The sequence below is a fragment of the Microlunatus flavus genome (assembly GCF_900110855.1).
Taxonomy (GTDB): domain Bacteria; phylum Actinomycetota; class Actinomycetes; order Propionibacteriales; family Propionibacteriaceae; genus Microlunatus; species Microlunatus flavus.
Genome location: NZ_FOFA01000008.1, coordinates 108,719 through 134,451 on the forward strand (window position 1 = coordinate 108,719; position 25,733 = coordinate 134,451).

The window sequence follows — 25,733 nt, forward strand, 5'->3', positions numbered from 1 at the left end:
TTCCCACGCCCGTCGGCCCTCCGCCACCCCCGGCCACGTCTGCTCGACCTTCTCGAGCCTGCTCGCTCTGCTGAGCGCGCAGACTCCGGAAGTTCGAGCAGGCAGACCCGGGACGACGGCGGAACCGGGGTCAGGAACCTTCGCGCTCGGCCCGGCGACGGCGCTTGCCGGCGTGCATGGCGGCGACGCGGGCGACGGGGATCTCGTTCCCCTCGGCGACGAGGTCGGCGGGCAGGCCCTGGGCCGGGGGCATCAGCTCGCGCCAGAGGTCGCGGCCGTCGAGGAGCGCAGCGGCGTTGCGGACGGTGAAGTCGGCGGGCGCGACGTCGTCGAGGTCGTCCCACGCCACCGGGAAGGACACGGGCAGCCCCGGACGTGCCCGCGGGCTGTACGTCGCGACGACGGTCGCCCCGCCGGAGCGCGTCGAGTCCAGGAACACCTTGCCCTCGCGCTCGTCCTTGACGTACGCCGTGGTCGCGAGCGCCGGGTCGGCCCGCTCGGCGCGCGCGGCGACGGCGCGGCTGGCCGCTGCGGCATCCCAAACCGGCGTCCCGGCGAGCGGCACGAAGACGTGCACGCCCTTGGACCCACTGGTCTTCACCGCGCCGGTCAGGCCCGCCTCGGCCAGTGTCGCGCGGACCAGGTGCGCGGCGGCGACGACCTGCGCGAAGCCGGCACCCTCCGGCGGGTCGAGGTCCATGACCAGGAAGTCGACGTGCTCGGGGTCGGCGAGCCGGACCAGCGGCACGTGCAGCTCGACCGCGCGCTGGTTGGCGAACCACACCAGCCCCCGCCGGTCCTCGACGACGGCGTACGAGACCTCGCGCTTGGATGCCTCGGCCCAGGAGGCGGTGCGGCGGATCCACGCGGGGGCGTACGCGGGGAGGTTCTTCTGCATGAAGGGCGCCGAGCCGGGGCGCACGCGCACGACGGACAGCGGCCGGTCGACGAGGCCCGGCAGGAGCTGCGGGGCGAGCGCGTCGAGGTGGTCGACCAGGTCGCGCTTGGTGACCCCGGCCCCGTCGAACAGCTCGGCGTCGAGGTGGCTCAGCGCGACGCCCTCACGCTCCTCGTCGGCCATGCCTCGAGTATCGGTCACCGGCCGGGAGCAGGAACGGGAAGGTTCCCGCACCATGGTGGTGCGGAAGCCTTCCCGTTGCTGGAGCTGCTCTGCGGCTCAGCGCGAGCCGATGGCGCGCGGGGCGCGCCAGGGGCGGTCGGGACCGCCCATGTGCACGCCGCCGGCGGGGTCGGCCGTGAAGACCCGGCTGCCGGGCGGGGCGCTGCGGATGAGCTGCAGCAGCTGGGTCAGGTCGCTGACCTTGGCCCGCAGGTCGTCGATCTCGTCCTGCATGGCCAGCACCCGCCGGATGCCCTCGAGGTTGACGCCCTCGTCCTGGCTCAGGCGCTGCACGAGCCGGAGCCGGGCGACGTCGCGCCGGGAGTAGCGGCGGCCGCGCTTGGCGGTGCGCCGCGGCACGACGAGACCCATCCGGTCGTACGTCCGCAGCGTCTGCGGGTGCATGCCCGCGAGCTGCGCCGCGACGGAGATGACGAACACCGGCGCGTCGTGGTCGATGTGGCTGGGCAGCTGGTGCGACCCGGCGTGCTGCTCTGCCGCCATCGTTCCTCCTCCGCGCCGGTGTGTCGTCTGGTGCTACGTGGTGGTGCTCAGGTGCGGGCGAACAGCTTGGCCCGCGGGTTGCCGACCCCGACGGCCTCGCCGTACGAGGTGAGGGCCTCGCGCGCCTGCTCGGTCAGCGACTGGGGCACGACCACCTCGACGGTGACGAGCAGGTCGCCCTTGCCGCCGTCGCGCTTGGTCACGCCCTTGCCGCGGACCCGGAAGGTGCGCCCGTTGGGCGTGCCCTGCGGGACCCGGAGCTTGACCGGACCGCTGTCGAGCGTCGGCACCTCGATCTCGGCCCCGAGGGCGGCCTCGTTGAACGTCACCGGTGCGGTGAGCGTGAGGTTGTCGCCCTTGCGGCCGAAGATCGCGTGCGGGTTGACGTGCACGACGACGTAGAGGTCGCCGGCCGCACCGCCGTTCTCGCCGGCCCCGCCCTTGCCCTTGAGCCGGATGCGCTGGCCGTCGGTCACGCCCGCGGGGATCCGGACCTGCATGGTCCGCGTCGAGCGGGCGCGGCCGGAGCCGTGGCACACGGGGCAGGGGTCGTCGACCACCATGCCGCGGCCGCGGCAGTCGCGGCACGGCTCGGTGACGGCGAAGACGCCGCCCGACGCCGAGGTCTGCATGCCGCTGCCCTCGCAGGTCGGGCAGACCCGCGGGACCGTCCCGGCCTTGGCGCCGGTGCCGTGGCACGCGTCGCACGCGGCGTCGGACACCATCTGCATCGGCACCGTGACCCCGTTGATGGAGTCGCTGAAGTCGACAGTCACCTCGCCCTCCACGTCGCTGCCCCGACGGGGGCCGCGCTGGGTGGAGTAGCGCTGCGTACGGCCGCCGGCGCCGCCGCCCTGGCCGCCGAAGAGGCCGCCGAACAGGTCGCCCAGCCCGGCGTCACCGCCGGAGGCGTTGCGGAACAGGTCCTCCATCGAGGGGCCGCCGCTCGTGCGCCCACCGCCGTTGGCCCCGGGGAAGCGGAACCCGCCCCCGCCGAAGAGCCGGCGAGCCTCGTCGTACTCCTTGCGCTTCTCCGGGTTGGAGAGCACGTCGTTCGCCTCGGAGACGTCCTTGAAGCGCTGTTCCGCCGCCGGGTTGCCGGGGTTCTGGTCCGGGTGGTTGTCCCGGGCCAGCTTGCGGTAGGCCTTCTTGATCTCCTCGGGCTTGGCGTCCTTCGACACGCCCAGGACCTTGTAGAAGTCCTTCTCGATCCAGTCCTTGGTGCTCATCTCGACGCCTCCCTTCGCTCAGAGATCTGCTGGTGTGGTGGTCAGGCCTGCTCGGCCGGGCCGGGCTGGCCCGGCACGTCGCCGGGGGCCTCGGCCGCCGGGTCGCCCGCCGGGGCCGAACCGTCCGGCTCGGCCACGGCGACGCGGGCCGGGCGCAGGACCCGCTCGCCGACGCGGTAGCCGGGCTGCAGGATCTCGACGCAGGTCGGACCCGTGACGTCGGGCGACAGCGAGTGCAGCAGGGCCTCGTGGACGTGCGGGTCGAAGGTGTCGCCCTTCTCCCCGAACGAGACGAGCCCGTGCTTGGCCGCGACGCCGGTGACGGCGTCGCCGACGGCCTTGAAGGCACCGGTCAGCTCGCCGTGCTCGCCGGCCGACCGGATGTCGTCCAGCGCGGGGAGCAGGTCCTTGAGGACCGACTCGACCGCGGTCTTGCGGGACACGTCGCGGTCACGGTCGACCCGGCGCTTGTAGTTGACGTACTCGGCCTGGAGCCGCTGCAGGTCAGCGGTCCGCTCGGCCAGGGCCGTCTCCAGCTCGCTCACGCGGGTGTCCTTCTCTCCGGCCTGGTCGACCGGGGTGCTGGTGGTGTCGTCCGTCGACCCCGCGGGGGCGGGAGCCGCGGACTGCGGCTCCCGCACCTCGAAGGTCTCCGGGTCGATGCGGCGACGGTCGCGGACCGTGGGCCCGGTGCGCTCGCCCTCGTGCTCGGAAGCGGGGTGATCACTCACCGGGCGGTCCCGGCGTTGGTGTCGTCGTCGATGATCTCGGCGTCGACGACGTCGTCGTCAGCCGCACCCTGGGCGCCGTCCGTGCTCGCGCCGTCGGTGCTGCCACCGTCGGCGGAACCCTGCTGCTGCGAGGCCTGGGCGGCCGCGTACATCGCCTGGCCCAGCTGGGCGGCGGCGGTGTTCAGCTTGTCGACGGCCGACTTCACCGCGTCGTCGTCCGTGCCCTCGAGCGCGGTCTTGACCTCGGCGATGGCCTCCTCGACCGGCTGCTTGGTCGAGTCGTCGATCTTGTCGGCGTTCTCGCTGATCAGCTTCTCGGTGCGGAAGACCAGGTTGTCCGCCTCGTTGCGCAGCTCGACGGCCTCGCGACGCTTGCGGTCCTCCTCGGCGTGCGCCTCGGCCTCGGACACCATGCGGCTGATGTCGTCCTTGCCCAGCGCGGAACCGCCGGTCACCGTCATGGACTGCTCCTTGCCGGTGGCGAGGTCCTTGGCGTGGACGTGCACGATGCCGTTGGCGTCGATGTCGAAGGCGACCTCGACCTGCGGGACACCGCGGGGAGCCGGCGGCAGGCCGGTCAGCTCGAAGTTGCCGAGCGACTTGTTGTCGCGGGCGAAGTCACGCTCGCCCTGGTAGACCTGGATCATCACCGACGGCTGGTTGTCGTCGGCCGTGGTGAAGACCTCGGACCGCTTGGTCGGGATCGTCGTGTTGCGCTCGATGATCTTGGTCATCACGCCGCCCTTGGTCTCGATGCCGAGGCTCAGCGGGGTGACGTCGAGCAGCAGGACGTCCTTGACCTCACCCTTGAGGACACCGGCCTGCAGGCTGGCGCCGAGGGCGACGACCTCGTCGGGGTTGACCGACTTGTTCGGGTCCTTGCCACCGGTGAGCTCCTTGACGAGCTCGGCGACGGCGGGCATGCGGGTGGAGCCGCCGACCAGGATGACGTGGTCGATCTTGCTCACGCTGATGTTCGCGTCGGCGATCACCGCGTTGAACGGCGTGCGGCAGCGGTCCAGCAGGTCGGAGGTCAGGCGCTGGAACTCCGAGCGCGTGAGCTTCTCCTCCAGGTGCAGCGGGCCCGAGGCGCCGAGGGTGATGTACGGCAGGTTGATCGAGGTCTCGCTCGCGCTCGACAGCTCGATCTTCGCCTTCTCCGCGGCCTCCTGGAGGCGCTGCTTGGCGATCTTGTCCTGGCTGAGGTCGGTGCCGTTCTTGTTCTTGAACTGCTTGACCAGCCAGTCGACGATGCGGCCGTCCCAGTCGTCGCCGCCGAGGCGGTTGTCGCCCTTCGTGGCCTTGACCTCGAAGACGCCGTCACCGATCTCCAGCAGCGACACGTCGAACGTGCCACCACCGAGGTCGAAGACGAGGATGGTCTGGTCCGCGCCCCCCTTGTCCAGCCCGTACGCGAGGGCGGCGGCGGTCGGCTCGTTGATGATGCGGTCCACGGTCAGGCCCGCGATCTCGCCGGCCTCCTTCGTGGCCTGGCGCTCGGCGTCGGAGAAGTACGCCGGGACGGTGATGACCGCGTTGGTGACGGACTCACCGAGGTAGGCCTCGGCGTCCCGCTTCAGCTTCTGCAGCACGAACGCGCTGATCTGCTGCGGGCGGTAGGTCTTGTCGTCGATCTTCGTCGTCCAGTCGGTGCCCATGTGGCGCTTGACCGAACGGATGGTGCGCTCGACGTTGGTGACGGCCTGGCGCTTGGCGACCTCGCCGACCAGGACCTCGCCGCCCTTGGCGAAGGCGACCACCGACGGGGTGGTCCGAGCGCCCTCGGCGTTGGGGATGACGGTGGGTTCCCCACCCTCGAGCACGGCGACGACGGAGTTGGTCGTCCCGAGGTCGATGCCGACTGCACGAGCCATGGTGTGTGTTCCTCCAGATAGGGAGTGGTCGATCCGGTGCTGTGTTCCGGTGCTGCTGGACCCGCCCCGGGTCTGCCCGGTGGTCCTTGAGTGCACTTGGCTCAACTATGCCACCGGCAGGATCATTCCCTCAATCGAGGTTGAGTCCTCGGGGCTCAACCAGGGTGCACCCTCGAGCCCGCCACCACCCCGCGAGACGCCCACCGAGCTTTGGCGGGAGGCCGGGGAACGCTCCCTGAGCTTTGGCGGGACGCCGGGGAACGCTCCCTGAGCTTTGGCGGGACGCCGGGGAACGCTCCCTGAGCTTGGGCGGGACGCCGGGGAACGCTCCCTGAGCCTGTCGAAGGGCCTCGAAGAGGTCAGCGTCCCCCGCCGGCCCGAGCCCGGGGCCGAACGACCGCAGAGGCCCATCCGCACGGGCGACCTCACCCACGGCGTGGCGAAGCCCTCGCGACACGCCTGCTGACTAGCGTGAACGCCCACACGGTCGTGCCGCACAGGGGGTCCTCATGAGCCGGTTCGTCGCCTTCTGGCGTCACTTCGCGCTGCTCGTCGCGCGCCTGGGGCTCGGGGCCATCCTGCTGCTCCACGGTGCCGCGCGCTGGCAGTCGGGCATGACGGCCCAGGCCGAGTACCTCGCCCAGTTCGGCACGCCGTACGCGCGCTACGCCGCGTACGGGGCGACGACGTTCGAGATCGTCGGCGGGGTGTTCCTCGTCCTCGGCGCGCTCGTCCCGCTCGTCGGGCTCGGCGTGCTGGTGCAGCAGGTGCTGACCGTGGTCTGGACCAGCTACTACAAGGGCCCGAACCTCCTCAACGCCGACGGGACCTACCACGGCGGCTTCGAGTACTCGGTCGCCCTCGGCCTGCTCGGCCTGCTCTTCCTCGTGTTCGGGGGCGGCGTGGTGAGCCTGGACCGCGTGTTCCGCCGCAAGAAGCCGGCCGCCGACGAGCTCGAGGGCGAGGACGCCGAGGCGGACGCCACCGAGACGACCAGCTCCTTCCCGGTCCGCGTCGGCCTCTGAGCCGGCGCGCCGAGCAGGCTCAGCGCCACCCGCCCGTACGCCGCAGCGCGGCGACCCCGTCGGCCCCGGCCCGACGGGCCGCCTCCTCCGTCCCGCCGACGACCGCCGCCACCTCGGCGTAGGTGAGCCCGCCGAGGTGGTGCAGCGCGACGGCCCAACGCTGACGCTCCGGCAGCGCGGCCACGGCCGAGCGCAGCTCGCGCACCTCCGGCGCCCGCGCGGGGTCGTCGCGCTCGTCGGCTCGCTCCGCACCCGGGTCGGCCGCCAGGGTCCCCCGCCGCTCGCGCCCGCGCACGACGTCCACCGCCTTGCGGTGCGCCACCGTCACCAGCCAGGCCTGCAGGTCGGTGCCCGCCTCGAGGCGGGGGTAGGCCTGCAGCGCGGCCAGGAACGTCTCCTGCCAGGCGTCGTCGGCGTCCGTCGCCGACCCGAGCACCGCACGGCAGACCCGCAGCACCACAGGGCCGTGCTCGGCCACCACGCGGTCGAACGGCGGCAGCCCCGGCACGCCGTGACGCTAACCCGCCGGGCTGACAGCCGGGGACACGCTGTGGACAGCCCACGGCGAGGCGGTGCACAGGTCACAGGAACTTGACAGAATCACCACAGCCCAACGCCACCCCCCGCTGCCACCCTGAGGTCATGGCCCGCACCGACACCGCCACCGCGCCCCTCACCCGTCCCGACGGCACGCCCATCCGCGTGCTCGCGGTGGACGACGAGCCGAGCCTGACCGAGCTGCTGTCGATGGCCATGCGCTACGAGGGCTGGCAGGTCACCACCGCCAGCTCCGGGACGACCGCGGTCAAGGCGGCGCGCGAGGTGCGCCCGGACGCGATCGTGCTCGACATGATGCTGCCCGACTTCGACGGGCTCGAGGTCATGCGGCGCATCCGCGCGGAGGACCCGGACGTGCCGGTCATCTTCCTCACGGCGAAGGACGCGGTCGAGGACCGGATCGGCGGCCTCACCGCCGGCGGCGACGACTACGTGACCAAGCCCTTCAGCCTCGAGGAGGTCATCGCCCGCCTGCGCGCCCTGCTGCGCCGCAGCGGGGCGACCTCGGCCCGGAGCGACTCGACCCTGGTCGTCGGCGACCTCACCCTCGACGAGGACAGCCATGAGGTGACGCGCGGCGGCACGGAGATCTCGCTGACCGCGACGGAGTTCGAGCTGCTGCGCTACCTCATGCGCAACCCGCGCCGGGTGCTGTCGAAGGCCCAGATCCTCGACCGCGTCTGGAACTACGACTTCGGCGGCCAGGCCAACGTCGTCGAGCTCTACATCTCCTACCTGCGCAAGAAGATCGACGTCGACCGTCCGCCGATGATCCACACCATGCGGGGCGCGGGCTACGTGCTGCGCCCCGCGAGCTGATGGCGTCGGCGGGACCCGAGTTCCTCGAGCCGGGCCGCGCGACGAGCGGGACCGGTCCGGCCGCGCCGACGCCCGCGCCCGCCGAAGCGCCGACCACTCCCTCTGCCCCCCGGGCTGGCTCCCCTGCATCCCCCGCCTCGTGGCCGCCGCCGGTGGCGGGCACCCAGGCCATGGCGCCGCTCGAGCCCTTCGGCCGCGGCACCCTCGGCCGCCGGCTCGTCATCCGGGTCACCGCCCTCGTCGCGCTCACCGCGATCCTGATCAGCACGTTCACGGCGCTCGCCACGCGCGAGCTGCTCCTGCAGCAGCTCGACCGGCAGGTCGACAGCGTGGCCGGCCGGCTGCGGGCCGGGCCGCCGAACGGGCGCCCCGGCGACAGCGCCGGACTCGTCCAGCTCGGCAACCCGCAGGACTCGATCTTCGCGGGCTTCGCCGACGACGGACGCTCCACGAGTGGCATCGCCCGCAACGGCGGGTCGGGCCGACCCGCGTCCCTGCCCGACTCCGTCGTGGTGCAGCTGGGCCAGCTGCAGGTCACCGACCACAAGCAGTCCGTCGAGCTCGCGGGCCTCGGCCGCTACCGGGTGGTCACGTACGAGACCGAGCTCTACGTGGTCAACACCAACGAGACCGTGTCGGGCCGGGCCGTCGTGGGCGTGCCGCTGCGCGACGTCGACCGCCTCATGGCCAACGTCGTCGGCCTCGAGGCGCTGCTCAGCCTCCTGGCGATCGTCGGGGCGGTGGCCGTCTCCCGCACCGTCGTCCGGCGCAGCCTGCGGCCCCTCAACCGCGTCGCGGCGACGGCTCAGCAGGTGTCGCAGCTCCCGCTCGACCGCGGCGAGGTGGCCCTCGCCGTCAGGGTCCCGCCCGAGGACGCGGACCCCAGGTCCGAGGTGGGGCGCGTAGGCCAGGCCTTCAACCACATGCTCAACAACGTCGAGGACGCGCTGGCGGCCCGGCAGGCGAGCGAGACCAAGGTGCGGCAGTTCGTCGCCGACGCCTCGCACGAGCTGCGCAACCCGCTGGCCGCGATCCGGGGCTACGCCGAGCTGACGCGCCGGGAGCGCGACACCATGTCGGAGAACGCCGCGTTCGCCCTGAACCGCGTCGAGGCCGAGGCCGAGCGGATGTCGTACCTGGTCGAGGACCTGCTGCTGCTCGCCCGCCTCGACTCGGGGCCGGACGTCGACGTACGCCCGGTCGACCTCAGCGAGGTCGTCATCAACGCCGTGTCGGACGCGCGGGCCGCGGGCCCGGAGCACGTGTGGCAGCTGGACCTGCCGAGCGAGCCGGTGGTCGCGCTCGGCGACCGCTTCCGCCTGCACCAGGTGGTGGCCAACCTGCTGGCGAACGCGCGCACGCACACCCCGACGGGGACGCAGGTCCGCGCTTCGGTGGCCGTGCACGGGACCGACGCCGTCATCGTCGTCGCCGACACCGGTCCCGGCATCCCCGAGGACATCCGGTCGCGCGTCTTCGAGCGCTTCACCCGTGCGGAGGTCAGCCGGGTCCGTACGCCGGGCGCCGCCACCGGCCGCAGCACCGGGCTCGGCCTGGCGATCGTCGCGGCCGTCGTCGAGGCCCACCACGGGTCCGTCGGCGTGCGCAGCGAGCCCGGGCGGACCGAGTTCACGGTGACGCTCCCCCTCGCTCCCGCCGACAACGCCTTCGCGGGCCGCCCGACGGCCGGCGTGGCCTGACACCGGCCGGGCCTCAGCGCAGGCTCTGCAGCTCCTGCTGCTCGAGCTCGGCCTCGGCCTCGCTCGTCGCGAACTGGGTGCGGTAGAGCTCGGCGTAGCGCCCGCCGAGCGCGAGCAGCTCGGCGTGGCGCCCCTGCTCGACGACACGACCGTCCTCGAGCACGACGATCGAGTCGGCCGCCCGGACGGTGGAGAGCCGGTGCGCGATGACGAGCGCCGTACGCCCCTCGAGCGCCTCGCCGAGCGCGGCCGTGACCGCGGCCTCGGAGGTCGAGTCGAGCGAGGCGGTGGCCTCGTCGAGGATGACCACGCGTGGGTGGGCCAGCAGCAGCCGCGCGATGGTGAGGCGCTGGCGCTCGCCGCCGGAGAGGCGGTAGCCGCGCTCCCCGACCACGGTGTCGAGACCGGCCGGGAGGCTGGCGATGAGGTCCGCGAGGCGGGCCCGGCGCAGCGCCGACCACAGCTCCTCCTCGGACGCGTCCTCGTTGGCGAGGAGCAGGTTGGCCCGGATGGAGTCGTGGAAGAGGTGCCCGTCCTGGGTGACCATGCCCAGCGTGGTGCGGAGCGCCTCGAAGCTCAGCTCGCGCACGTCGACGCCGCCCAGTCGGACCGAGCCCTCGTCGACGTCGTAGAGCCGCGACAGCAGCGACGCGATCGTCGACTTGCCCGCGCCGGACGACCCGACGAGCGCGATCATCTGCCCCGGCTCGGCGGCGAACGACACGTCGTGGATGACCTCGACGCCGCCCCGGTTGTCGAGGACCGCGACCTCCTCCAGCGAGGCGAGCGAGACCTTGTCGGCGGTCGGGTAGGCGAAGCGGACGTGGTCGAAGGTGACCGACACGGGACCCGGCGGCACGGCGACCGGGTGCTCGGCCTCGGTGATGAGGGGCTTGAGGTCGAGGATCTCGAAGACGCGCTCGAAGCTGACCAGCGCGCTCATCACCTCGACCCGCGCGCCGGCGAGCTGCGTGAGCGGCGCGTACAGGCGGGTCAGCAGCAGCGCCATGGTGACGACCGCGCCGGCCTCGAGCGTCCCGCGCAGCGCGAACCAGCCGCCGAGCCCGTAGACGAGGGCGAGCGCCAGGGCCGAGACCAGGGTCAGCGCGGTGACGAAGACCATCTGCAGCATCGTCGAGCGGACGCCGATGTCACGGACGCGGCTGGCCCGCTCGCTGAACTCGGCCGACTCGCGCTCGGGCCGGGAGAACAGCTTGACCAGCGTCGCGCCGGGCGCGGAGAAGCGCTCGGTCATCTGCGTGCTCATGACGGAGTTGAGGTTGGCCGCCTCGAGACGCATGCGGGCGAGCCGCGTGCCCATCCGGCGGGCGGGCAGCACGAAGACCGGGAGCAGCACGAGCGCCAGCACCGTGATCTGCCACGAGATCGACAGCATGGCGATGAGGGCCAGGGTGACGGCGACGATGTTCGTCACGACGCCCGAGAGGGTGTCGGAGAAGGCGCGCTGCGCGCCGATCACGTCGTTGTTGAGCCGGCTGACCAGCGCGCCGGTGCGTGTGCGCGTGAAGAAGGCCACGGGCATCGTCTGCACGTGGTCGAAGACGGCGCGCCGCAGGTCGAGGATGAGCGTCTCCCCGATGCGCGAGGAGAGCCAGCGGACCACCAGCCCGACCCCGGCCTCGGCCAGGGCGATGACGGCGATGAGGACCGCGAGGCGGACGACCACGGCCGGCGCCGAGCGGGTGTTGATGGCGTCGACGACCTGCCCGGCGAGCAGCGGGGTCGCGATCGCGAGGAACGCCGTCACCACGCTCAGGACCAGGAACACGGCCAGCACGCCGCGTTGCGCACGCGCGAAGCCCCAGATCCGCCGCACCGTCGCCCACGAGAACGGACGCCGCTCCTGCTGCGCCGTCGAGACCCGGTAGACGGCCGACCAGGCCACACCCTCCATGCTCATGCCCGGTCTCCTCCTGATCGCCCTCGACCGCCGACCTCACGGTAGGCGGCGGCACTGACGAATCGACAACCCCGGAACCGTTCCCGTCCTTCCCGCCTGGGGCGACGGAACCGGGCGGACGGCCCCTCGACCGGTCGCCACGGGCCACCTCGGACCCGCCAGAGGGCACTCCGGAACGCTCAGCCCCTGCTCACAGAGACGCCATAGCGCTGCCCGGTCGTCAGCACAGCGCGCGCTCCGAGGGTGTGGGGCATGACGCTCTCGACGCTCCCCGGGACGACCCGTCCGGGCTCCACGACCACGCAGGCCGCCGAGGGCGCGCCCATCCCTCCCTCCGACCCGGACGGGACGGACCCCGCGGTGACCGCACGACGCCGCCGACCGCTGAGCGGCCGCGGCGTGGCCGTGCTGGTGCTCCTTGCCGCGACCGCGGTGCTCTACCTGTGGGACCTCTCGGCGTCCGGCTACGGCAACTCCTTCTACGCCGCGGCCGTCCAGGCTGGCTCGCAGAGCTGGAAGGCCTTCTTCTTCGGCTCCCTCGACGCAGGCAACGCGATCACCGTCGACAAGCCGCCGGCCTCGCTGTGGCTGATGGCCCTGTCCGTACGGGTCTTCGGGCTCAGCTCGTGGAGCGTCCTCGCCCCGCAGGCGCTGCTGGGCGTCGCCACCGTCGGCGTCACGTACGCCTCCGTGCGCCGGACCCTCGAGCGGCGGGGTGACGCACCGCTTGAGGAGCGGCGCTCGGACGCCCATCGGGCCGGGCTGGTCGCCGGTGCGCTGCTCGCGCTGACGCCCGCCGCCGCGCTGATGTTCCGCTTCGACAACCCCGACGCGCTGCTCGTCTTCCTCATGACGCTCGCCGCGTACGTGGTGCTGCGGGCCACCGAGAAGGCCAGCGGCAAGACGCTCGCGTGGGCCGGCGTGCTGATCGGCCTCGCCTTCCTCACCAAGATGCTGCAGGCCTTCCTCGTGCTGCCGGCGTTCGTCCTCGTCTACCTCCTGGCCGCGCCGACCACGCTGCGCAGGCGGCTGCTCCACCTGCTCGGCGCCTTCGCCGCCATGGTCGTCTCGCTCGGCTGGTGGGTCGCCGTGGTCGAGCTCGTCCCCGCGTCGTGGCGCCCGTACGTCGGCGGTTCGACGAACGACTCGGTCCTCGACCTCGTCGTCGGCTACAACGGGCTGGCCCGGATCTTCGGGCGCTCGGTCAGCGTCTCGGGCTCCACGAGCCAGGCCGGCGGGTTCGGCGGCGGGGGCGGGTTCGGCGGGTCGGCGGGCATCACCCGGCTCTTCGACCAGGTCTCCGCCGGCATGGTCACCTGGCTGCTGCCGGCCGCGCTGCTGCTGGCGGTCGTCGCGGCGATCGCGCTCGGTCGCCTGCCGCGCACCGACGGCACCCGCGCCGCCCTGGTGCTGTGGACCGCCTGGACGGTGGTGACGGGGCTGACCTTCTCGCTGATGGAGGGGACCTACCACGACTACTACGTCGTGGCGCTGGCCCCGGCGATCGCGGCCGGGGTCGCCGTCGGCGGCAGCGTCCTCTGGGGTCGCCGGCACACCTGGCTCGGCCGGAGCGGCCTGACCGCGGCGACGGCGCTGAGCGCCGTGTGGGCCTTCGTGCTGCTCGGTCGGGCGACCGGGGTCTACGAGGCGCTGCGCTGGCCGGTGCTCGTGGTCGGCGTCCTCGCCGCCGCCGGGCTCCTGCTGGCGCACCGGCTCCCCCGGGCCGTCTCCGGCGTGGTCCTGGCCGTCGCGCTCGCCGGAGCGGTGACGGGGCCGACGGCGTACACGCTCAACACGGTCGCCACCCCGCACACCGGCTCGATCGTCACGGCCGGACCCGTGCGTTCCGAGAACGGCTTCGGCGGCGCCCGCGCGGACGGCCGCTTCCCCCGCGACGGGCAGCGCCCGGACGGGACTCTCCCGCAGGGCCAGGCACCGGGCCAGGCGCCGACGCAGGGGCAGGCGCCGGGCCGCGGTGGCCCGGAGGGCGGCACGGCCAGCACCGAGCTCGTCCAGCTGCTGCAGGACGACGCGGGGTCCTACCGCTGGGCCGCCGCCACCATCGGCTCGCAGGGCGCGGCGACCTACCAGCTGGCGAGCGGCAGCCCGGTGATGGCCATCGGCGGCTTCACCGGCAGCGACCCGAGCCCGACCCTCGCGCAGTTCCAGGCGTACGTCGCGGCCGGAGACGTCCACTACTTCGTCGCCGGCGGCGGCATGGGCGGCGGCCGCGACCGCGGGACCTCCGCGGAGATCTCCACCTGGGTCTCGGAGCACTACACGGCCACGACGGTCGGCGGGGTCACCGTCTACGACCTCACCAAGCCCGCCTCCTGAGCCGTCAGCGGCACCGACTCCCGCCCCGCTCGCCATGCCCAGGAAGCAGACACCCATGAGCGACCTGCTCGTCGACGGCCGCACCGCGGCCATCCGTCCCCTCCCGTCCCGGTCCGCCGAGGGCCACCGGCCCACCGAGGTCGTCGTGGACGTGGTCGTCCCCGTCTTCAACGAGGAGACCGACCTGCGCCCCTCGGTGAGCAGGCTGCACGCCTTCCTCGCCGCCGAGCTGCCGTACGGGTTCCGCATCACGATCGCCGACAACGCCAGCACCGACGCGACGTGGGCGGAGGCCCAGGCCCTCGCCGCCGAGCTCGAGCACGTACGGGCGGTGCACCTCGACGCCAAGGGCCGGGGCCGCGCGCTCAAGGCGGTCTGGTCGGCGTCCGACGCAGCCGTCCTGGCGTACATGGACGTCGACCTGTCCACCGACCTCCGCGCGCTCCTGCCCCTCGTGGCGCCGCTCATCTCCGGCCACTCCGACCTCGCCATCGGGACCCGGCTGGCGCGCTCCAGCCGGGTCGTGCGCGGGCCGAAGCGCGAGATCATCTCCCGCACCTACAACCTGCTGCTGCGCGGGACGCTGTCGGTGTCCTTCTCCGACGCGCAGTGCGGGTTCAAGGCGATCCGGGCCGACGTCGCCCGCGACCTGCTCCCGCTCGTCGAGGACGTGAACTGGTTCTTCGACACCGAGCTGCTCGTCCTGGCGCAGCGGGCCGGGCTGCGGATCCACGAGGTGCCCGTCGACTGGGTGGACGACCCCGACAGCCGGGTGGACGTCGTCGCCACCGCCAAGGAGGACCTCCACGGGGTGGTCCGGCTGCTCCGCGGCTTCGCCCGCGGCCGGATCCCGGTGGCGCGGCTGCGGGCCGAGCTCGGCCGCGACGCCGAGGTGCCGTCCGCGGTGCCCGGGGTGCCGCGCGGGATGTTCGGCCAGCTGCTGCGCTTCGGCGGGGTCGGGGTGCTGAGCACGCTCGCCTACTTCGTGCTCTACCTCGCCCTGCGCGACTGGACCGGCCCCCAGGCCGCGAACCTGGTCGCGCTGCTCGTGACCGCCGTCGCCAACACCGCCGCGAACCGTCGGGTCACGTTCGGCGTCCGGGGCAGCGACGGCGCCCTGCGCCACCACGCGGGCGGCCTCATCGCCTTCGGCGTGGGGCTGGGGCTGACGAGCGGGTCGCTGTGGGCGCTGCACACGCTGTCCCCCGAGCCGAACCGCGTGCTCGAGGTCGCCGTCCTCGTCCTCGCGAACGCGATCTCGACGCTGGTGCGGTTCCTCGCGCTGCGGCAGCTGATGGCGCACCGCCGCTGAGCCGTCGCCGCGACGACAACGGGTGGGTTCCTGCACCACCATGGTGCAAGAACTCACCCGTTGTCGTGGTGGCAGCGAGGATGGTCCTCGTGCGTACCCGTCCGACGTCCCGCCAGCTGGTCCGCTTCGCGGTGATCGGCGCGGCGAGCGCGGCGGCGTACCTGCTGCTCTACCTCCTGCTCCGCACCCTCGTCGGGGCGCAGGTCGCGAACGTCGTCGCCCTCGTGACCACGCAGGTCGCCAACACCGCGACCAACCGGCGCCTCACCTTCGGCCTCCGCGGTTCGAAGGGCGCCCTGGGCCACCAGCTGGGCGGGCTGGCCGCGTTCGCCTTCGGGCTCGGCCTCTCGGCGGGGGCGCTCTGGCTGCTGCACCACCTCGACCCGGGTGCCGGCCGCGCCGCGGAGGTGGCGGTGCTCGTCGTGGCGCAGGGCATCGCGACGTGCGTGCGGTTCCTGACGCTGCACGCCCTGATGGCGGAGCCGGCGACGCGCCGCGAGCCCGACCGGGCCGCCGCCTAGGCTCCACCCGTGGCCACCGAACGCGTGGAGCTCGACGTCGACGGCCGTACGGTCTCGATCAGCAACCCCCGTCGCGTCTACTTCTCCGCGCGCGGGGAGACCAAGCTCGACCTGGCGCACTACTACCTCTCGGTGGGCGACGGGATCGTCAACGCGCTGCGGCACCGCCCGTGCATGCTGCACCGCTTCCCCGACGGGGTCGACGGCGAGAAGGTCCACCAGAAGCGGCTGCCCAAGGGGGCGCCGCCGTGGGTGCAGACCGTGCGCGTGCACTTCCCTCGCTACGACCGTGACGCCGACGAGCTGTGCGTCGACCACGTCGCCGACGTGGTCTGGGCCGTGCAGATGTCCACGGTCGAGTTCCACCCCTGGAACTCGCGGCGCGACGACGTCGAGTCGCCCGACGAGTGGCGCATCGACCTCGACCCGATGCCGCTGGCGACGTTCGCGGACGTGCAGGAGACGGCCGGGATCGTGCGCGAGCTGCTCGCCGAGCTCGGGGCGGTCGGCTACCCGAAGACCTCGGGCGGCAAGGGGCTCCACGTGTACGTCCGGATCCACCCCGACCACGGCTTCGCCGACGTCCGGCGCGCGGCGTGGGCGTTCGCGCGGGAGGTCGAGCGGCGCAGCGCGGGCGGGGTCGACACGACGTGGTGGCGCAAGGACCGCGACCCCGGCGCGATCTTCGTCGACTACAACCAGAACGCCCGCGACCACACGATCGCCAGCGCCTACTCCGTGCGCGGCACGCCCGAGGGGCTCGTGTCCGCGCCGGTCACCTGGGACGAGGTCGCCGACGTCGACCCGCACGACTTCACCATCGCCACCATGCCGGAGCGCTACGCCCGCATCGGCGACCTGCACGCCGACATCGACGACCACCCGTATGCGCTCGACACCCTGCTGGAGTGGGCCGAGCGCGACGAGCACGATTCCGGGGACGCGCCGGCCGAACCGTCCTGACGCCTCGCCCGGTCGATCGCACCGCACCCCTGCTTTGACCAGGGCGGACACCCGTACGCTACGCGCGTGCCCGCCTCCCACGCCCTCACCGACGTCCGCGCGCAGCGACTCGAGGGCCACGTCGTCCTCGTCACCGGGGGCGCCCGGGGCCAGGGCGCCTCGCACGCCCAGCGGCTGGCCTGCGAGGGCGCGACGGTCTGGGCCTGCGACGTGCTCGACGAGGACGGCGCGGCGCTCGCGGCCCGGCTCGAGGGCGACGGCCTCGACGTGCGCTACCGCCACCTCGACGTCACCAGCCCCGAGGCGTGGGCCGCCGTGGCCGCGGAGATCGAGACCGCGCACGGCCGCCTCGACGGGCTCGTCAACAACGCCGGGATCATCCACGTGAACCCCCTCGCCGAGGAGACCCTCGAGGCCTGGAACGGGCTGCTCGCGGTCAACGTCACCGGCGCCCTGCTCGGGCTGCAGGCCGCACTCCCGCTGCTGCGCCGCAGCAGCCGTCCGGCCGTCGTCAACGTCGCGTCGATCTTCGGCGCGGTCGGGGCCCCCGGCTACGCGGCCTACTGCGCCAGCAAGGGCGCGCTCACCGCCCTGACCAAGGTCGCGGCGCTCGAGCTCGCACCCGACAAGATCCGGGTCAACACCCTCGTGCCCGGCGGGGTCAGCACCCCGATGAACGAGCACGAGAAGGAGGGCGGGGTCGTCCCCGACACCCCGCTCGGCCGCCGCGCGCACGTCTCCGAGCTGTCCGCCGCCGTGGCCTTCCTGCTCTCCCCCGACGCGTCCTTCGTGACGGGCACCGAGCTCGTCGTCGACGGCGGCTTCCTCGCCCGCTGACGGCCCGGCGCGGCGACGGGAGGAGGACGGTGGCGGCGGGCAGGCCGAGCCTGCAGCAGCTCGTCTACTTCCTCGCGGCGGTCGAGCACCGCTCCTTCGCCGCCGCCGCGCACACGCTCTACATCGCCCAGCCGAGCCTGTCGGACCAGGTGCGGCGCCTGGAGACGACCCTCGGCGTCACCCTGTTCATCCGCACCAACCGCCAGCTCCAGCTGACCGACGCCGGCCGGATGCTCGTGCCCTGGGCCGAGAAGGTGCTGCGCGACGTCGAGGACCTCACCGCGGCCGTGCGGGACGTCCGCGAGCTGGCCGGCGGGACGGTGTCGTTCGGCACGTTCAGCAGCGCCCACCTCTACCTGCTGCCCGCCCTGACCGCCGAGTTCGGCCGGCGGCACCCCGACGTGTCCATCCGCGTCCAGGGCCTCAACTCCTCCGAGGTCGCCGACGCCGTCCGCTCCGGCGACCTCGAGGCCGGGCTCGTGCAGCTGCCCATCGACGACCGCGGCCTGTGGGTCAGCCGGCCGGTCCTCACCGACACCGTCGTGTACGTGAGCGCGGAACCCTCGCGGACCGCGGCCCCGGTCGACGTCGAGCAGCTCAGCACCCGTCGGCTGATCCTGTCCGAGGCACGGTGGACGCGCGACGACCCGCTGCGCCGCAGCCTCACCGAGCGCGCCCAGCGCGCCGGCGTCGCGCTGCACCCCTCCGTCGAGGTCGAGTTCCAGACCGCGGCCGTCGAGCTGGCCGCCTACGGGGTCGGCGACTCGCTGGTGTCCTACCTCGTCACGCAGTGGTCCGGCTTCCCCGCGAACCTGCGCTGGGTCCGCCTCGAGCCCGTGTTCGAGGAGCACTTCGCCTTCGTCACGCGACCGGGCGGGTCGCTGAGCCCGGCGACGCGCGCGTTCATGGACCTCGCCGAGCAGCACATCCGGGCGCTCCAGGCCAAGGCCGACGCGGGGCGTACGGGCTGAGGGCTCGGCAGAACGCTCCCTGAGCTCGTCGAAGGGCCTCGACGAGGTGGGCTCTGCTCGCTGGGAGTACGCCAACCCGTTCCGGGCCCTTCGACAGGCTCAGGGAGCGTTCTCGGGCCCTTCGACAGGCTCAGGGAGCGTTCCTGCCCTTCGACGAGCTCAGCGGAACGTCAGCGGCAGGCGCCGACGACCGTACGGCTGACGGCGCGGTCGAGGAGGTCGAGGACGTCGGCGCGGGTGGTGGTCGGGGCGTCGTTCCAGGCCGTGAGGACGCGGAGCTTGGCCTGGCGGCGGTGGTGGGCGTCGACGCGGCCGGGCGGGAGCGAACCGTGCCCCATCCGCTCGTGCAGCGCCTCGTAGAGCTCGTCGACCGCACCCCACACGTCGTCGTGGGTCGTGGCGCGGTCGGGGTCCTCGGCGCGCCGCAGCATCGCGCCGACCAGGCAGGCCCCGGCCACGGTGCCGGTCGGGCGGACCAGCGCGAAGGCCTCCGCCGACGTCGCGAGCCGGACGGTCCCGCCGTCGGCGCCCACGCTGAACCACGCCCGCTGCGCCCAGCCGTGCTCGACGAGGTCGGTCCGGGCCTGCTCCAGGGCGGCACGCACCCGGTCGAGCCGGCGCGACCAGGCGACGCCCGGGTCGTCCTGCGGCACGACGTAGGGCGGCGCGGGCGGGACCGGCAGCGTGGCCCGGAACCGCGACCAGGCCGCACGGAGCGCCTCGGCCGGTCGGGCCCGCTCGCTGGTCGTCATGGTCGAGAGCATGCGCCCGGACCAGCCCATCCACAAGACCCCTGCGGATGTGCCGCTGGCGCCGGGTCCATAGCCGGGCGTACGGTCTGCTCGCCCACCCCGTACCTCGGAGGTCCCTCGTGCCGCAGATCCGTCCCTCGGTGCTCGCCGCCGGTCTCGCCACCGCGGTGCTCGCCGCGCTGGTGGCCCCGCCGGCCGGCGCACAGCCTGTCACCCCGGCCGCGCCGGCCAGCGCGGCGGTCGACGTCGCCGCCCGCTCGGCCTCGTCCGCCCGGGCGGTGCTCGCCCCGCGGACGCACTTCACCATGAAGCCGGACGGGTCGAGCGGTCGTACGCAGGGCGGCGAGGGCATCCCGAACATCGACTCGGTCAAGAAGACGATCGCCACCTACTACGGCGACCCGGGCACGGGCATCGCCAGCAAGACCACGTCGCCCTACATCTCCGAGATGCGCGCCATCGTGCGCCGCCAGGACGCGACGCTGCAGAAGCGCTACGACCAGGCCAGGAAGCACCACCAGAAGCCGACGCTCGTCTTCGACACCGACGACACCACGCTCTTCACCTACGACATGGAGGCGAGTGCCATGCACTTCACCTTCGACCCCAAGATCCAGCAGCAGTGGATCGACGACCAGCGCTTCGCCGCGACGCCGGCGATGGTCGCCTACGTCAACCGTGCGGCCAAGATCGGCTACACGATCATCGGGTTGACCGGCCGGTCGGCCGGCCAGGAGGACCTGACCCTGGCCAACCTCCGCAAGGTCGGCTACACCGCGTTCACGGCGAAGAACTTCTACACCAAGTGGCAGGGCACCAAGCCCTCGTACATCCGCTGCGTCGACGTGAAGGCGTGCACGACCGTCGAGTACAAGGCCGGCACCCGTCGCTACCTGGAGCGCAAGCGGGGCCTGACCATCGTCGCCAACTACGGCGACCAGTGGAGCGACCTGCAGGGCGGGTACGCCGACCACACGGTCAAGCTGCCCAACCCGACCTACTACCTGCCGTCGCCCGACCTGCCCGGGAAGACGCAGAAGAAGCTCAGCCCCCGCACGCACTTCACCATGGCGCCCGACGGCTCCAGCGGCCAGTACGTCGGCGGCGAGGGCATCCCGAACATCGACTCGGTCAAGAAGACGATCGCGGTCTACTACGGCGACCCCGGCACGGGCATCGCCAGCAAGACCCGCTCGCCCTACATCAGCGAGCTCAAGAAGATCGCGAAGAAGCAGCGCAAGGCCCTGAAGGCCCGCTACCGCGCCGCGGTGGCCCGGGGCGAGAAGCCGGCTCTGGTCTTCGACACCGACGACACGACGCTGTTCACGTACGACATGGAGGTGCACGACATGCACTTCACGTTCGACCCCAAGCTCCAGGACGAGTGGGTGCAGGACGAGCGGTTCCCGGCGACGCCGGCGATGGTGTCCTACGTGAAGGCGGCCGAGAAGGCGGGCTTCACGATCTTCGGTCTGACCGGTCGCAACGACGGCCAGAAGGCTGCGACGATCAAGAACCTGGTCAAGGTGGGCTACCCGGCCGACGCCTTCGTGGCCGACCGCTTCTTCACCAAGCCGGTGAGCGGGTCGCCGTACCCGGCGTGGGTCTCCGGCTGCGCGGCCGGCTCGACCTGCACGACGATCGAGTACAAGTCCAAGACGCGCGCGCACATCGAGGACGACCTCGGCTACACGGTCGTCGCGAACTACGGCGACCAGTACTCCGACCTGCTCGGCGGCTACGCCGACCGGGCGGTCAAGCTGCCCAACCCGACCTACTACCTCCCCTGACCGGTCCACGCCGCGTGGGCGGCGAGGGGCCCGTCGCGCCCCTCGTCGTCACGCTCGCGCTGCCGGACGACGTGCAGGCCGAGCTCGACGCGCTGCGGCGGCGGTGGTTCCCGGCTGGCCGGACCGCGGTCGGGGCGCACCTGACCCTCTTCCACGCCGTGCCTGGTGAGCACGAGGGGCGGGTCCGGGCCGACCTGGCCGACGCGGCCGGTCGTGGCCCGCTGCCGTTGCGCGTCAGCGGCGTCATGAGCCTCGGCCGCGGGGCGGCGTACGCGGTGGACAGCCCGGAGCTCGCCCGCCGGCACCGGGCCCTGCAGGAGGCGTGGGCGCCGTGGCTCACGCGGCAGGACTCCCAGGCGCTGCGCGCGCACGTGACCGTGCAGAACAAGGTCGACGCGAGCGTCGCGCGGGAGACGGTCGAGACGCTGCGGGCGACGTTCCGCCCGTCCGACGTCGAGGCGGAGGGCTTCGACCTGTGGCGCTACGACGGCGGTCCGTGGACGCACCTGGAGCGGTTCACCGTCGACCAGCGGTCCTGAGGACCCTCCCGAACTCCCGCCGAGCGGTAGGTTGCGGCGCTCTTTGCGCCCGATCAGGCGCGGCAACCTACCGCTCGGCGCAGGTGGAGGGGCCCGCGGACGACGACGCCCCCGGTGCCAGGGGCACCGAGGGCGTCGAGGTGGAGCGGGGTCGAGCAGGGTCAGGTCAGGCGAGGCCCTTGCTCTTCAGCCACGCGGCCGCGACCTGGTCGGGGTCCTCGCGGCCGACGTCGACCTGCTTGTTGAGCGCGGTCAGCTCCTCGGTCGTGAGCGCGGCCTGGACCGGGTCGAGCGCGGCCTTGACCTGCGGGTTGTCGGCGACGTCGCCGCGCATGAGGGGCACGACGTTCTGCGGCAGGATCATCGACTGCGGGTCGGCCAGCGGGACGAAGCCGTTGTCGGCGATGGCGCTGTCGGTGGTGAAGTACTCGCCGAGCTGGATCTTGCCGTCGAGCATGTCCTTGGTCTTGACCGCGGGCGAGTCGTACGGCTTGAACTGCTTGAGCGTCGCGCCGTAGACGCCCTTGAGACCCTCGGGGCCGTACGGGCGCTGGGCCAGCTCGGACGGGCCGCCGAGCACCATGTTCGCCGAGACGTTCTTGAGGTCGGCCAGCGAGGTGAGGTTGTTCTTGGCCGAGAAGTCCTTGGTCACCACGTAGACGTCCTGGTCGGCGGCCTTGGAGATCTCGCCGATCTTGAGGTTGTTCGCCTGCAGCGCCTTCGGCAGGGCCGACGCGAGCTCGTCCTGCGTGGTGGCGGTCGAGCTCTTGTCGATGTAGAGCAGCAGGTTGCCGGTGTACTCGGGCACGACCTGGATCGAGTTGTCCTCGAGGGCCTTGATGTAGACCTCGCGGGAGCCGATGTTCGGCTTCGTCGACGCGTCCAGGCCCTTGGCCTTGAGCGCCTGGGCGTAGACCTCGCCGAGGACCTGGGACTCGGTGAAGTTCGCCGAGCCGACGACGATGGGGGCACCGCCGCCGCTGCTCGCACCGCCCGAGGGAGGTGCTGAGCTGCCGAGGGGGTTGGCGCTGCCGCCGCCGCACGCGGCGAGGACGAGCGTCGTGATGGTCAGGCCGAGGGCGGCCAACGATCGCTTGACGGTCATGGACTGGTCTCCGTGTCTCGGGGCAGGGTGAGTTCCCCACCGACGGGCTGGGTCACGCACGCGCGGCAACCGCGGACGCCGCGGTCTTGTTCCGGGGTGAGCGGCGGGGCCGGGCCCGCCGGGCGGCCACGAGCCCGATCCCGCCGATGAGCAGGTCGAGCAGGATCGCGAGGGCGGCGACGAGCACCGCCCCGGCGAACATCTGCGGGTAGTCGCGGCTGCGCTGCCCGCTGATCAGCAGCTGACCGAGGCCTCCCCCGGCGGCGAAGGCGGCGACGGTCGCGGTCGCGACCACCTGCAGCGTCGCGCTGCGGATGCCCGAGATGACCAGCGGCACGGCGAGCGGCCACTCCACGCGGCCCACGATCTGCCCGCCCGTCATGCCGAGCGCGCGGGCCGCGTACACGGCGTCGGGGTCGGCCCCCGCCACCCCGGCGGCGGTGGCCGTCAGGATGGCCGGCAGGGCGAGGACGGCGAGCACCAGGACCGTCGGTCCGAAGCCGGTGCTGGTCAGGAGCACGACGAGCACGAGGAGGCCGATCGACGGGATCGCCCGCGCCGCGTTGCTGATGCCGATGACGAGGAAGCCCCCGCGACCGGTGTGGCCGATGAGGATGCCGAGCGGGATGGCGATCACGGCACCGATGACGACCGCGGCCGCGGTGTAGGCCAGGTGCTGCAGGAGCAGCGTGCCCGTGCCGCCGTCGCCGCTCCACTTGCTGGCGTCGAGGAGGTAGGAGAAGTAGTTCATGCGGTGCGCCGCCTCCGGGCCCAGGGCAGCGTGCCCCGTTGGACGAGCAGGATGATCGCGTCGGCGATGAGCGCCAGCAGCAGCGTGAGCACGAGCGCCACGATGATCGGCGTGAAGAAGTTCCGGTTGAAGCCGGTGTCGAAGAGCTGGCCGAGCGCCCCGCCGCCGACGACGACGGCCACGCTGACCAGGGCGATGTTGGAGACGGTGACGACCCGCAGGCCCGCGAACACCACGGGCATGGCGAGCGGCAGTTCCACCTTCACCAGGCGCGCGAACCACCCGAAGCCGACCGCCGACGCCGACTGCTTGACCGCCGACGGCACCGAGCGCAACCCGTCGACCACGCTGCGCACCAGCAGGGCGACGGAGTAGATGGTCAGGGCGACGGCGATGTTCACCGGGCTGAGGATCGAGGTGCCGAGCACGACCGGCAGCGCGACGAACAGCGCCAGCGAGGGGATGGAGTAGACGATCCCGAGCACGGCGAGAATCGCGTTCGCGGCCCGGCCGGTCCGGTAGACGAGGAAGCCGAGCGGGATCGACAGAACGAGCGCGGCGACGACGGGCAGCACCGCGAGGACTGCGTGCTGCGCCGTGAGGTTGCCGATCATCCCGGCGTTGCGGGTGATCCAGGCCCAGTCGAGGTTCATCCGCGCGGCTCCGGGTCGTGCGGCAGCGAGCGCGGCGTCCGGTAGAGCCCGGACCGCCGCTCCTCGGGCGCGCCCTGCTCAGCGGCCGGTCCGCGGACCGTCGTCGGCTGGTCGTCGGCCGGAGGTGCGTCGGCAGGGGGCGTCTCGTCCCGGACCGCCTCCCGGACCTGCGTGGGCTGGTCCTCCTCGCCGGCGTCGACCCGGCCGTCCCTGACGTCCGGCTCCACGACGCTCGCGCCGCCCGGCCCGAGCTCCCGCTCGACGTCCGCGTCCGCCCCGGCCGCGTCGGACGGCTCGCCCGGCGCGTCGTCGGCCACGGCCGCCTCGTCGTCCGCGTCGCCCTCGTCGTCGCGGGTCGGCTGGTCCTGCGGGCTCCCGGAGCCGGAAGGGTCCTGGTCGTCGAGCTGGGCGTACGCGGTGGAGACCGCGGACTGCGCCTCCAGGGACTGCTCCTCGCGGGCCTCGGCGGCCTGGACCGTGATCGACTCCGGGCTCCCGCTGCGGCGGTCGCGGACCTGGTCGAGGATCTCGTCAGCGGTGACGACGCCGGCGTAGCGGCCCGTCTCCGGCTCGACGGCGACCGCGATCGCGTACGGCGAGGTGAGCGCGGAGTCGAGGGCTGCCCGCAGCGTGTCCTCCTCGCGCACGAAGGTCGCGCCGATCGGGTGCACGAGGCCGGCGCGGCTCTCGTCGACCCAGCCGACGGGACGGGCGTCGCCGTCGAGGACGAGCGTCGGCCCGTCGCCGCCGCCCGACGCCGCCTCGCGGATGACGGTGACCTCGCCGAGGTGCAGGCCGGCCGCCGGCAGGAAGGACAGGGAGCGGTAGCCGCGGTCCCGTCCGACGAACCCCTCGACGAACGCGTCGGCCGGCTCGTCGAGGAGCTGCTGCGGCGGCCCGGCCTGGGCGAGGCGACCGCCCACGCGCAGGATCGCCACCTGGTCGCCGAGCTTGATCGCCTCGTCGATGTCGTGGGTGATCAGCACGATCGTCTTGCTGATCTGGCGCTGGAGCGACAGGAAGAACTCGTGCAGGTCGGTCCGCACCACGGGGTCGACGGCCGAGAAGGGCTCGTCCATCAGCATGACCAGCGGGTCGGCGGCGAGCGCGCGGGCGACCCCGACGCGCTGCTGCTGCCCGCCCGAGAGCTGCGCGGGGAAGCGCTCGGCCATGCCGCGGTCGAGACCGACGCTGGCGAGCAGCTCCATCGACCGCTTGCGGGTCTTGGTCTTGTCCCAGCCGAGCAGGCCCGGGACGGTGCCGATGTTCTCCACCACAGTGCGGTGCGGGAACAGCCCGCCGCTCTGGATGACGTAGCCCATCTGGCGACGCAGCGTGGTCTTGCGCTGGCTCTTGAGCGGCTTGCCGTCCCAGACGATGCGCCCGCTGGACGGCTCGAGCATGCGGTTGATCATCCGCAGCGTCGTCGTCTTGCCGCAGCCCGAGGGACCCACGATGACCGTGATCTGGTCCGACGGGATGGTCAGGCTCAGGTCCTGGACGGCGTGCGTGCCCCCGGGGAACGTCTTGCTCACGGACTCGAACTCGATCACGCTGACCCCACCGAACGTCGACTCGCCCTACCCGTACATGTCGCCCACGACAGTAACGGGGGCCACCGACATTTCCGACTGCCTTCCTCGGCGTGGCCCCGCTCCCACGCCCCTGCTTCCCGGCGCTCGAGCGGCGGCTCCCGCGAGGGCCGCCCTCCGAAGCCGGCG

General features: G+C 72.9%; 23 protein-coding genes. 11 read left to right on the forward strand and 12 right to left on the reverse strand.

Going from position 1 to position 25,733, the window contains the following annotated elements; genetic code table 11:
• Positions 1-130 precede the first annotated feature (130 nt).
• From ligD (BMY04_RS17070) to dnaK, 5 genes are all read right to left on the reverse strand, one after another.
• Positions 131-1,081, reverse strand: a complete 951-nt coding sequence (gene ligD, locus BMY04_RS17070) for a non-homologous end-joining DNA ligase (protein WP_198410228.1) — start codon at positions 1,079-1,081, stop codon at positions 131-133.
• Positions 1,082-1,177: 96 nt separating this feature from the next.
• Complete coding sequence (locus BMY04_RS17075; protein ID WP_091183848.1) at positions 1,178-1,624, reverse strand: heat shock protein transcriptional repressor HspR; 447 nt, start codon at positions 1,622-1,624, stop codon at positions 1,178-1,180.
• A 47-nt stretch (positions 1,625-1,671) separates the two neighbouring features.
• Complete coding sequence (dnaJ, locus tag BMY04_RS17080; protein WP_091183852.1) at positions 1,672-2,853, reverse strand: molecular chaperone DnaJ; 1,182 nt, start codon at positions 2,851-2,853, stop codon at positions 1,672-1,674.
• Between the two features lie 41 nt (positions 2,854-2,894).
• Positions 2,895-3,584, reverse strand: coding sequence for a nucleotide exchange factor GrpE (grpE, locus tag BMY04_RS17085; RefSeq protein WP_091183855.1), 690 nt, complete (start codon positions 3,582-3,584; stop codon positions 2,895-2,897).
• Entirely contained in the window at positions 3,581-5,458 is a 1,878-nt protein-coding gene (dnaK, locus tag BMY04_RS17090) for a molecular chaperone DnaK (RefSeq protein ID WP_091183859.1), read from the reverse strand. Before dnaK ends, grpE begins: the two co-directional genes overlap by 4 nt.
• Before the next feature lie 509 nt (positions 5,459-5,967).
• On the opposite strand from dnaK, the gene BMY04_RS17095 reads away from it, so the two are divergent.
• Positions 5,968-6,483, forward strand: coding sequence for a DoxX family protein (locus tag BMY04_RS17095; RefSeq protein ID WP_091183863.1), 516 nt, complete (start codon positions 5,968-5,970; stop codon positions 6,481-6,483).
• 19 nt (positions 6,484-6,502) lie between these two features.
• On the opposite strand, the gene BMY04_RS17100 is transcribed toward BMY04_RS17095, so the two are convergent.
• The gene (locus BMY04_RS17100) at positions 6,503-6,991 is read right to left on the reverse strand and encodes an RNA polymerase sigma factor (protein ID WP_232506469.1); all 489 of its coding nucleotides are present in this window, start codon (positions 6,989-6,991) and stop codon (positions 6,503-6,505) included.
• Between the two features lie 134 nt (positions 6,992-7,125).
• Here BMY04_RS17100 and BMY04_RS17105 point away from each other — a divergent pair, with 134 nt between their 5' ends.
• Both BMY04_RS17105 and BMY04_RS17110 read left to right on the forward strand, forming a co-directional pair.
• On the forward strand, positions 7,126-7,860 hold the full coding sequence (locus BMY04_RS17105) for a response regulator transcription factor (protein ID WP_091183866.1): 735 nt from the start codon (positions 7,126-7,128) through the stop codon (positions 7,858-7,860).
• Between the two features lie 152 nt (positions 7,861-8,012).
• A complete protein-coding gene (locus BMY04_RS17110; protein ID WP_232506470.1) occupies positions 8,013-9,560 on the forward strand; it encodes a sensor histidine kinase in 1,548 nt (515 codons plus the stop codon).
• Between the two features lie 13 nt (positions 9,561-9,573).
• Here BMY04_RS17110 and BMY04_RS17115 read toward each other — a convergent pair whose 3' ends face one another.
• The gene (locus BMY04_RS17115) at positions 9,574-11,481 is read right to left on the reverse strand and encodes an ABC transporter ATP-binding protein (RefSeq protein WP_091183870.1); all 1,908 of its coding nucleotides are present in this window, start codon (positions 11,479-11,481) and stop codon (positions 9,574-9,576) included.
• 252 nt (positions 11,482-11,733) lie between these two features.
• On the opposite strand from BMY04_RS17115, the gene BMY04_RS17120 reads away from it, so the two are divergent.
• The 6 genes from BMY04_RS17120 to BMY04_RS17145 all read left to right on the forward strand — a co-directional run bounded on the left by BMY04_RS17120 (position 11,734) and on the right by BMY04_RS17145 (position 18,422).
• Positions 11,734-13,818, forward strand: a complete 2,085-nt coding sequence (locus BMY04_RS17120) for an ArnT family glycosyltransferase (protein WP_091183874.1) — start codon at positions 11,734-11,736, stop codon at positions 13,816-13,818.
• A 55-nt stretch (positions 13,819-13,873) separates the two neighbouring features.
• Complete coding sequence (locus BMY04_RS17125; protein ID WP_091183877.1) at positions 13,874-15,130, forward strand: glycosyltransferase; 1,257 nt, start codon at positions 13,874-13,876, stop codon at positions 15,128-15,130.
• Between the two features lie 89 nt (positions 15,131-15,219).
• Entirely contained in the window at positions 15,220-15,651 is a 432-nt protein-coding gene (locus BMY04_RS17130; protein ID WP_198410229.1) for a GtrA family protein, read from the forward strand.
• Positions 15,652-15,660: 9 nt separating this feature from the next.
• Positions 15,661-16,614 (forward strand): non-homologous end-joining DNA ligase, encoded by a 954-nt coding sequence (gene ligD, locus BMY04_RS17135; protein WP_091183883.1) that lies wholly within the window; start codon positions 15,661-15,663, stop codon positions 16,612-16,614.
• A gap of 66 nt (positions 16,615-16,680) precedes the next feature.
• The gene (locus BMY04_RS17140; RefSeq protein WP_091183887.1) at positions 16,681-17,451 is read left to right on the forward strand and encodes an SDR family NAD(P)-dependent oxidoreductase; all 771 of its coding nucleotides are present in this window, start codon (positions 16,681-16,683) and stop codon (positions 17,449-17,451) included.
• A gap of 29 nt (positions 17,452-17,480) precedes the next feature.
• A complete protein-coding gene (locus BMY04_RS17145) occupies positions 17,481-18,422 on the forward strand; it encodes a LysR family transcriptional regulator (RefSeq protein ID WP_091183890.1) in 942 nt (313 codons plus the stop codon).
• A 170-nt stretch (positions 18,423-18,592) separates the two neighbouring features.
• Here the strand turns inward: BMY04_RS17145 and BMY04_RS17150 are convergent, their stop codons facing one another.
• A complete protein-coding gene (locus BMY04_RS17150) occupies positions 18,593-19,174 on the reverse strand; it encodes a DUF6197 family protein (protein ID WP_139209927.1) in 582 nt (193 codons plus the stop codon).
• A 119-nt stretch (positions 19,175-19,293) separates the two neighbouring features.
• Between BMY04_RS17150 and BMY04_RS17155 the strand changes: the two genes are divergently transcribed.
• Both BMY04_RS17155 and BMY04_RS17160 read left to right on the forward strand, forming a co-directional pair.
• Positions 19,294-20,964 (forward strand): HAD family acid phosphatase, encoded by a 1,671-nt coding sequence (locus tag BMY04_RS17155; protein WP_198410230.1) that lies wholly within the window; start codon positions 19,294-19,296, stop codon positions 20,962-20,964.
• Positions 20,965-20,978: 14 nt separating this feature from the next.
• Complete coding sequence (locus tag BMY04_RS17160; protein WP_091183900.1) at positions 20,979-21,503, forward strand: 2'-5' RNA ligase family protein; 525 nt, start codon at positions 20,979-20,981, stop codon at positions 21,501-21,503.
• Positions 21,504-21,669: 166 nt separating this feature from the next.
• On the opposite strand, the gene BMY04_RS17165 is transcribed toward BMY04_RS17160, so the two are convergent.
• From BMY04_RS17165 to BMY04_RS17180, 4 genes are read right to left on the reverse strand one after another with little or no spacing between them, the layout of a single operon-like run.
• The gene (locus BMY04_RS17165) at positions 21,670-22,608 is read right to left on the reverse strand and encodes an ABC transporter substrate-binding protein (RefSeq protein ID WP_091183903.1); all 939 of its coding nucleotides are present in this window, start codon (positions 22,606-22,608) and stop codon (positions 21,670-21,672) included.
• 52 nt (positions 22,609-22,660) lie between these two features.
• Complete coding sequence (locus BMY04_RS17170) at positions 22,661-23,359, reverse strand: ABC transporter permease (protein ID WP_091183906.1); 699 nt, start codon at positions 23,357-23,359, stop codon at positions 22,661-22,663.
• Entirely contained in the window at positions 23,356-24,012 is a 657-nt protein-coding gene (locus BMY04_RS17175; RefSeq protein ID WP_091183909.1) for an ABC transporter permease, read from the reverse strand. The genes BMY04_RS17170 and BMY04_RS17175 overlap by 4 nt, the downstream gene beginning before the upstream one ends.
• A complete protein-coding gene (locus BMY04_RS17180) occupies positions 24,009-25,565 on the reverse strand; it encodes an ABC transporter ATP-binding protein (RefSeq protein WP_198410231.1) in 1,557 nt (518 codons plus the stop codon). Before BMY04_RS17180 ends, BMY04_RS17175 begins: the two co-directional genes overlap by 4 nt.
• Positions 25,566-25,733: the final 168 nt, after the last annotated feature.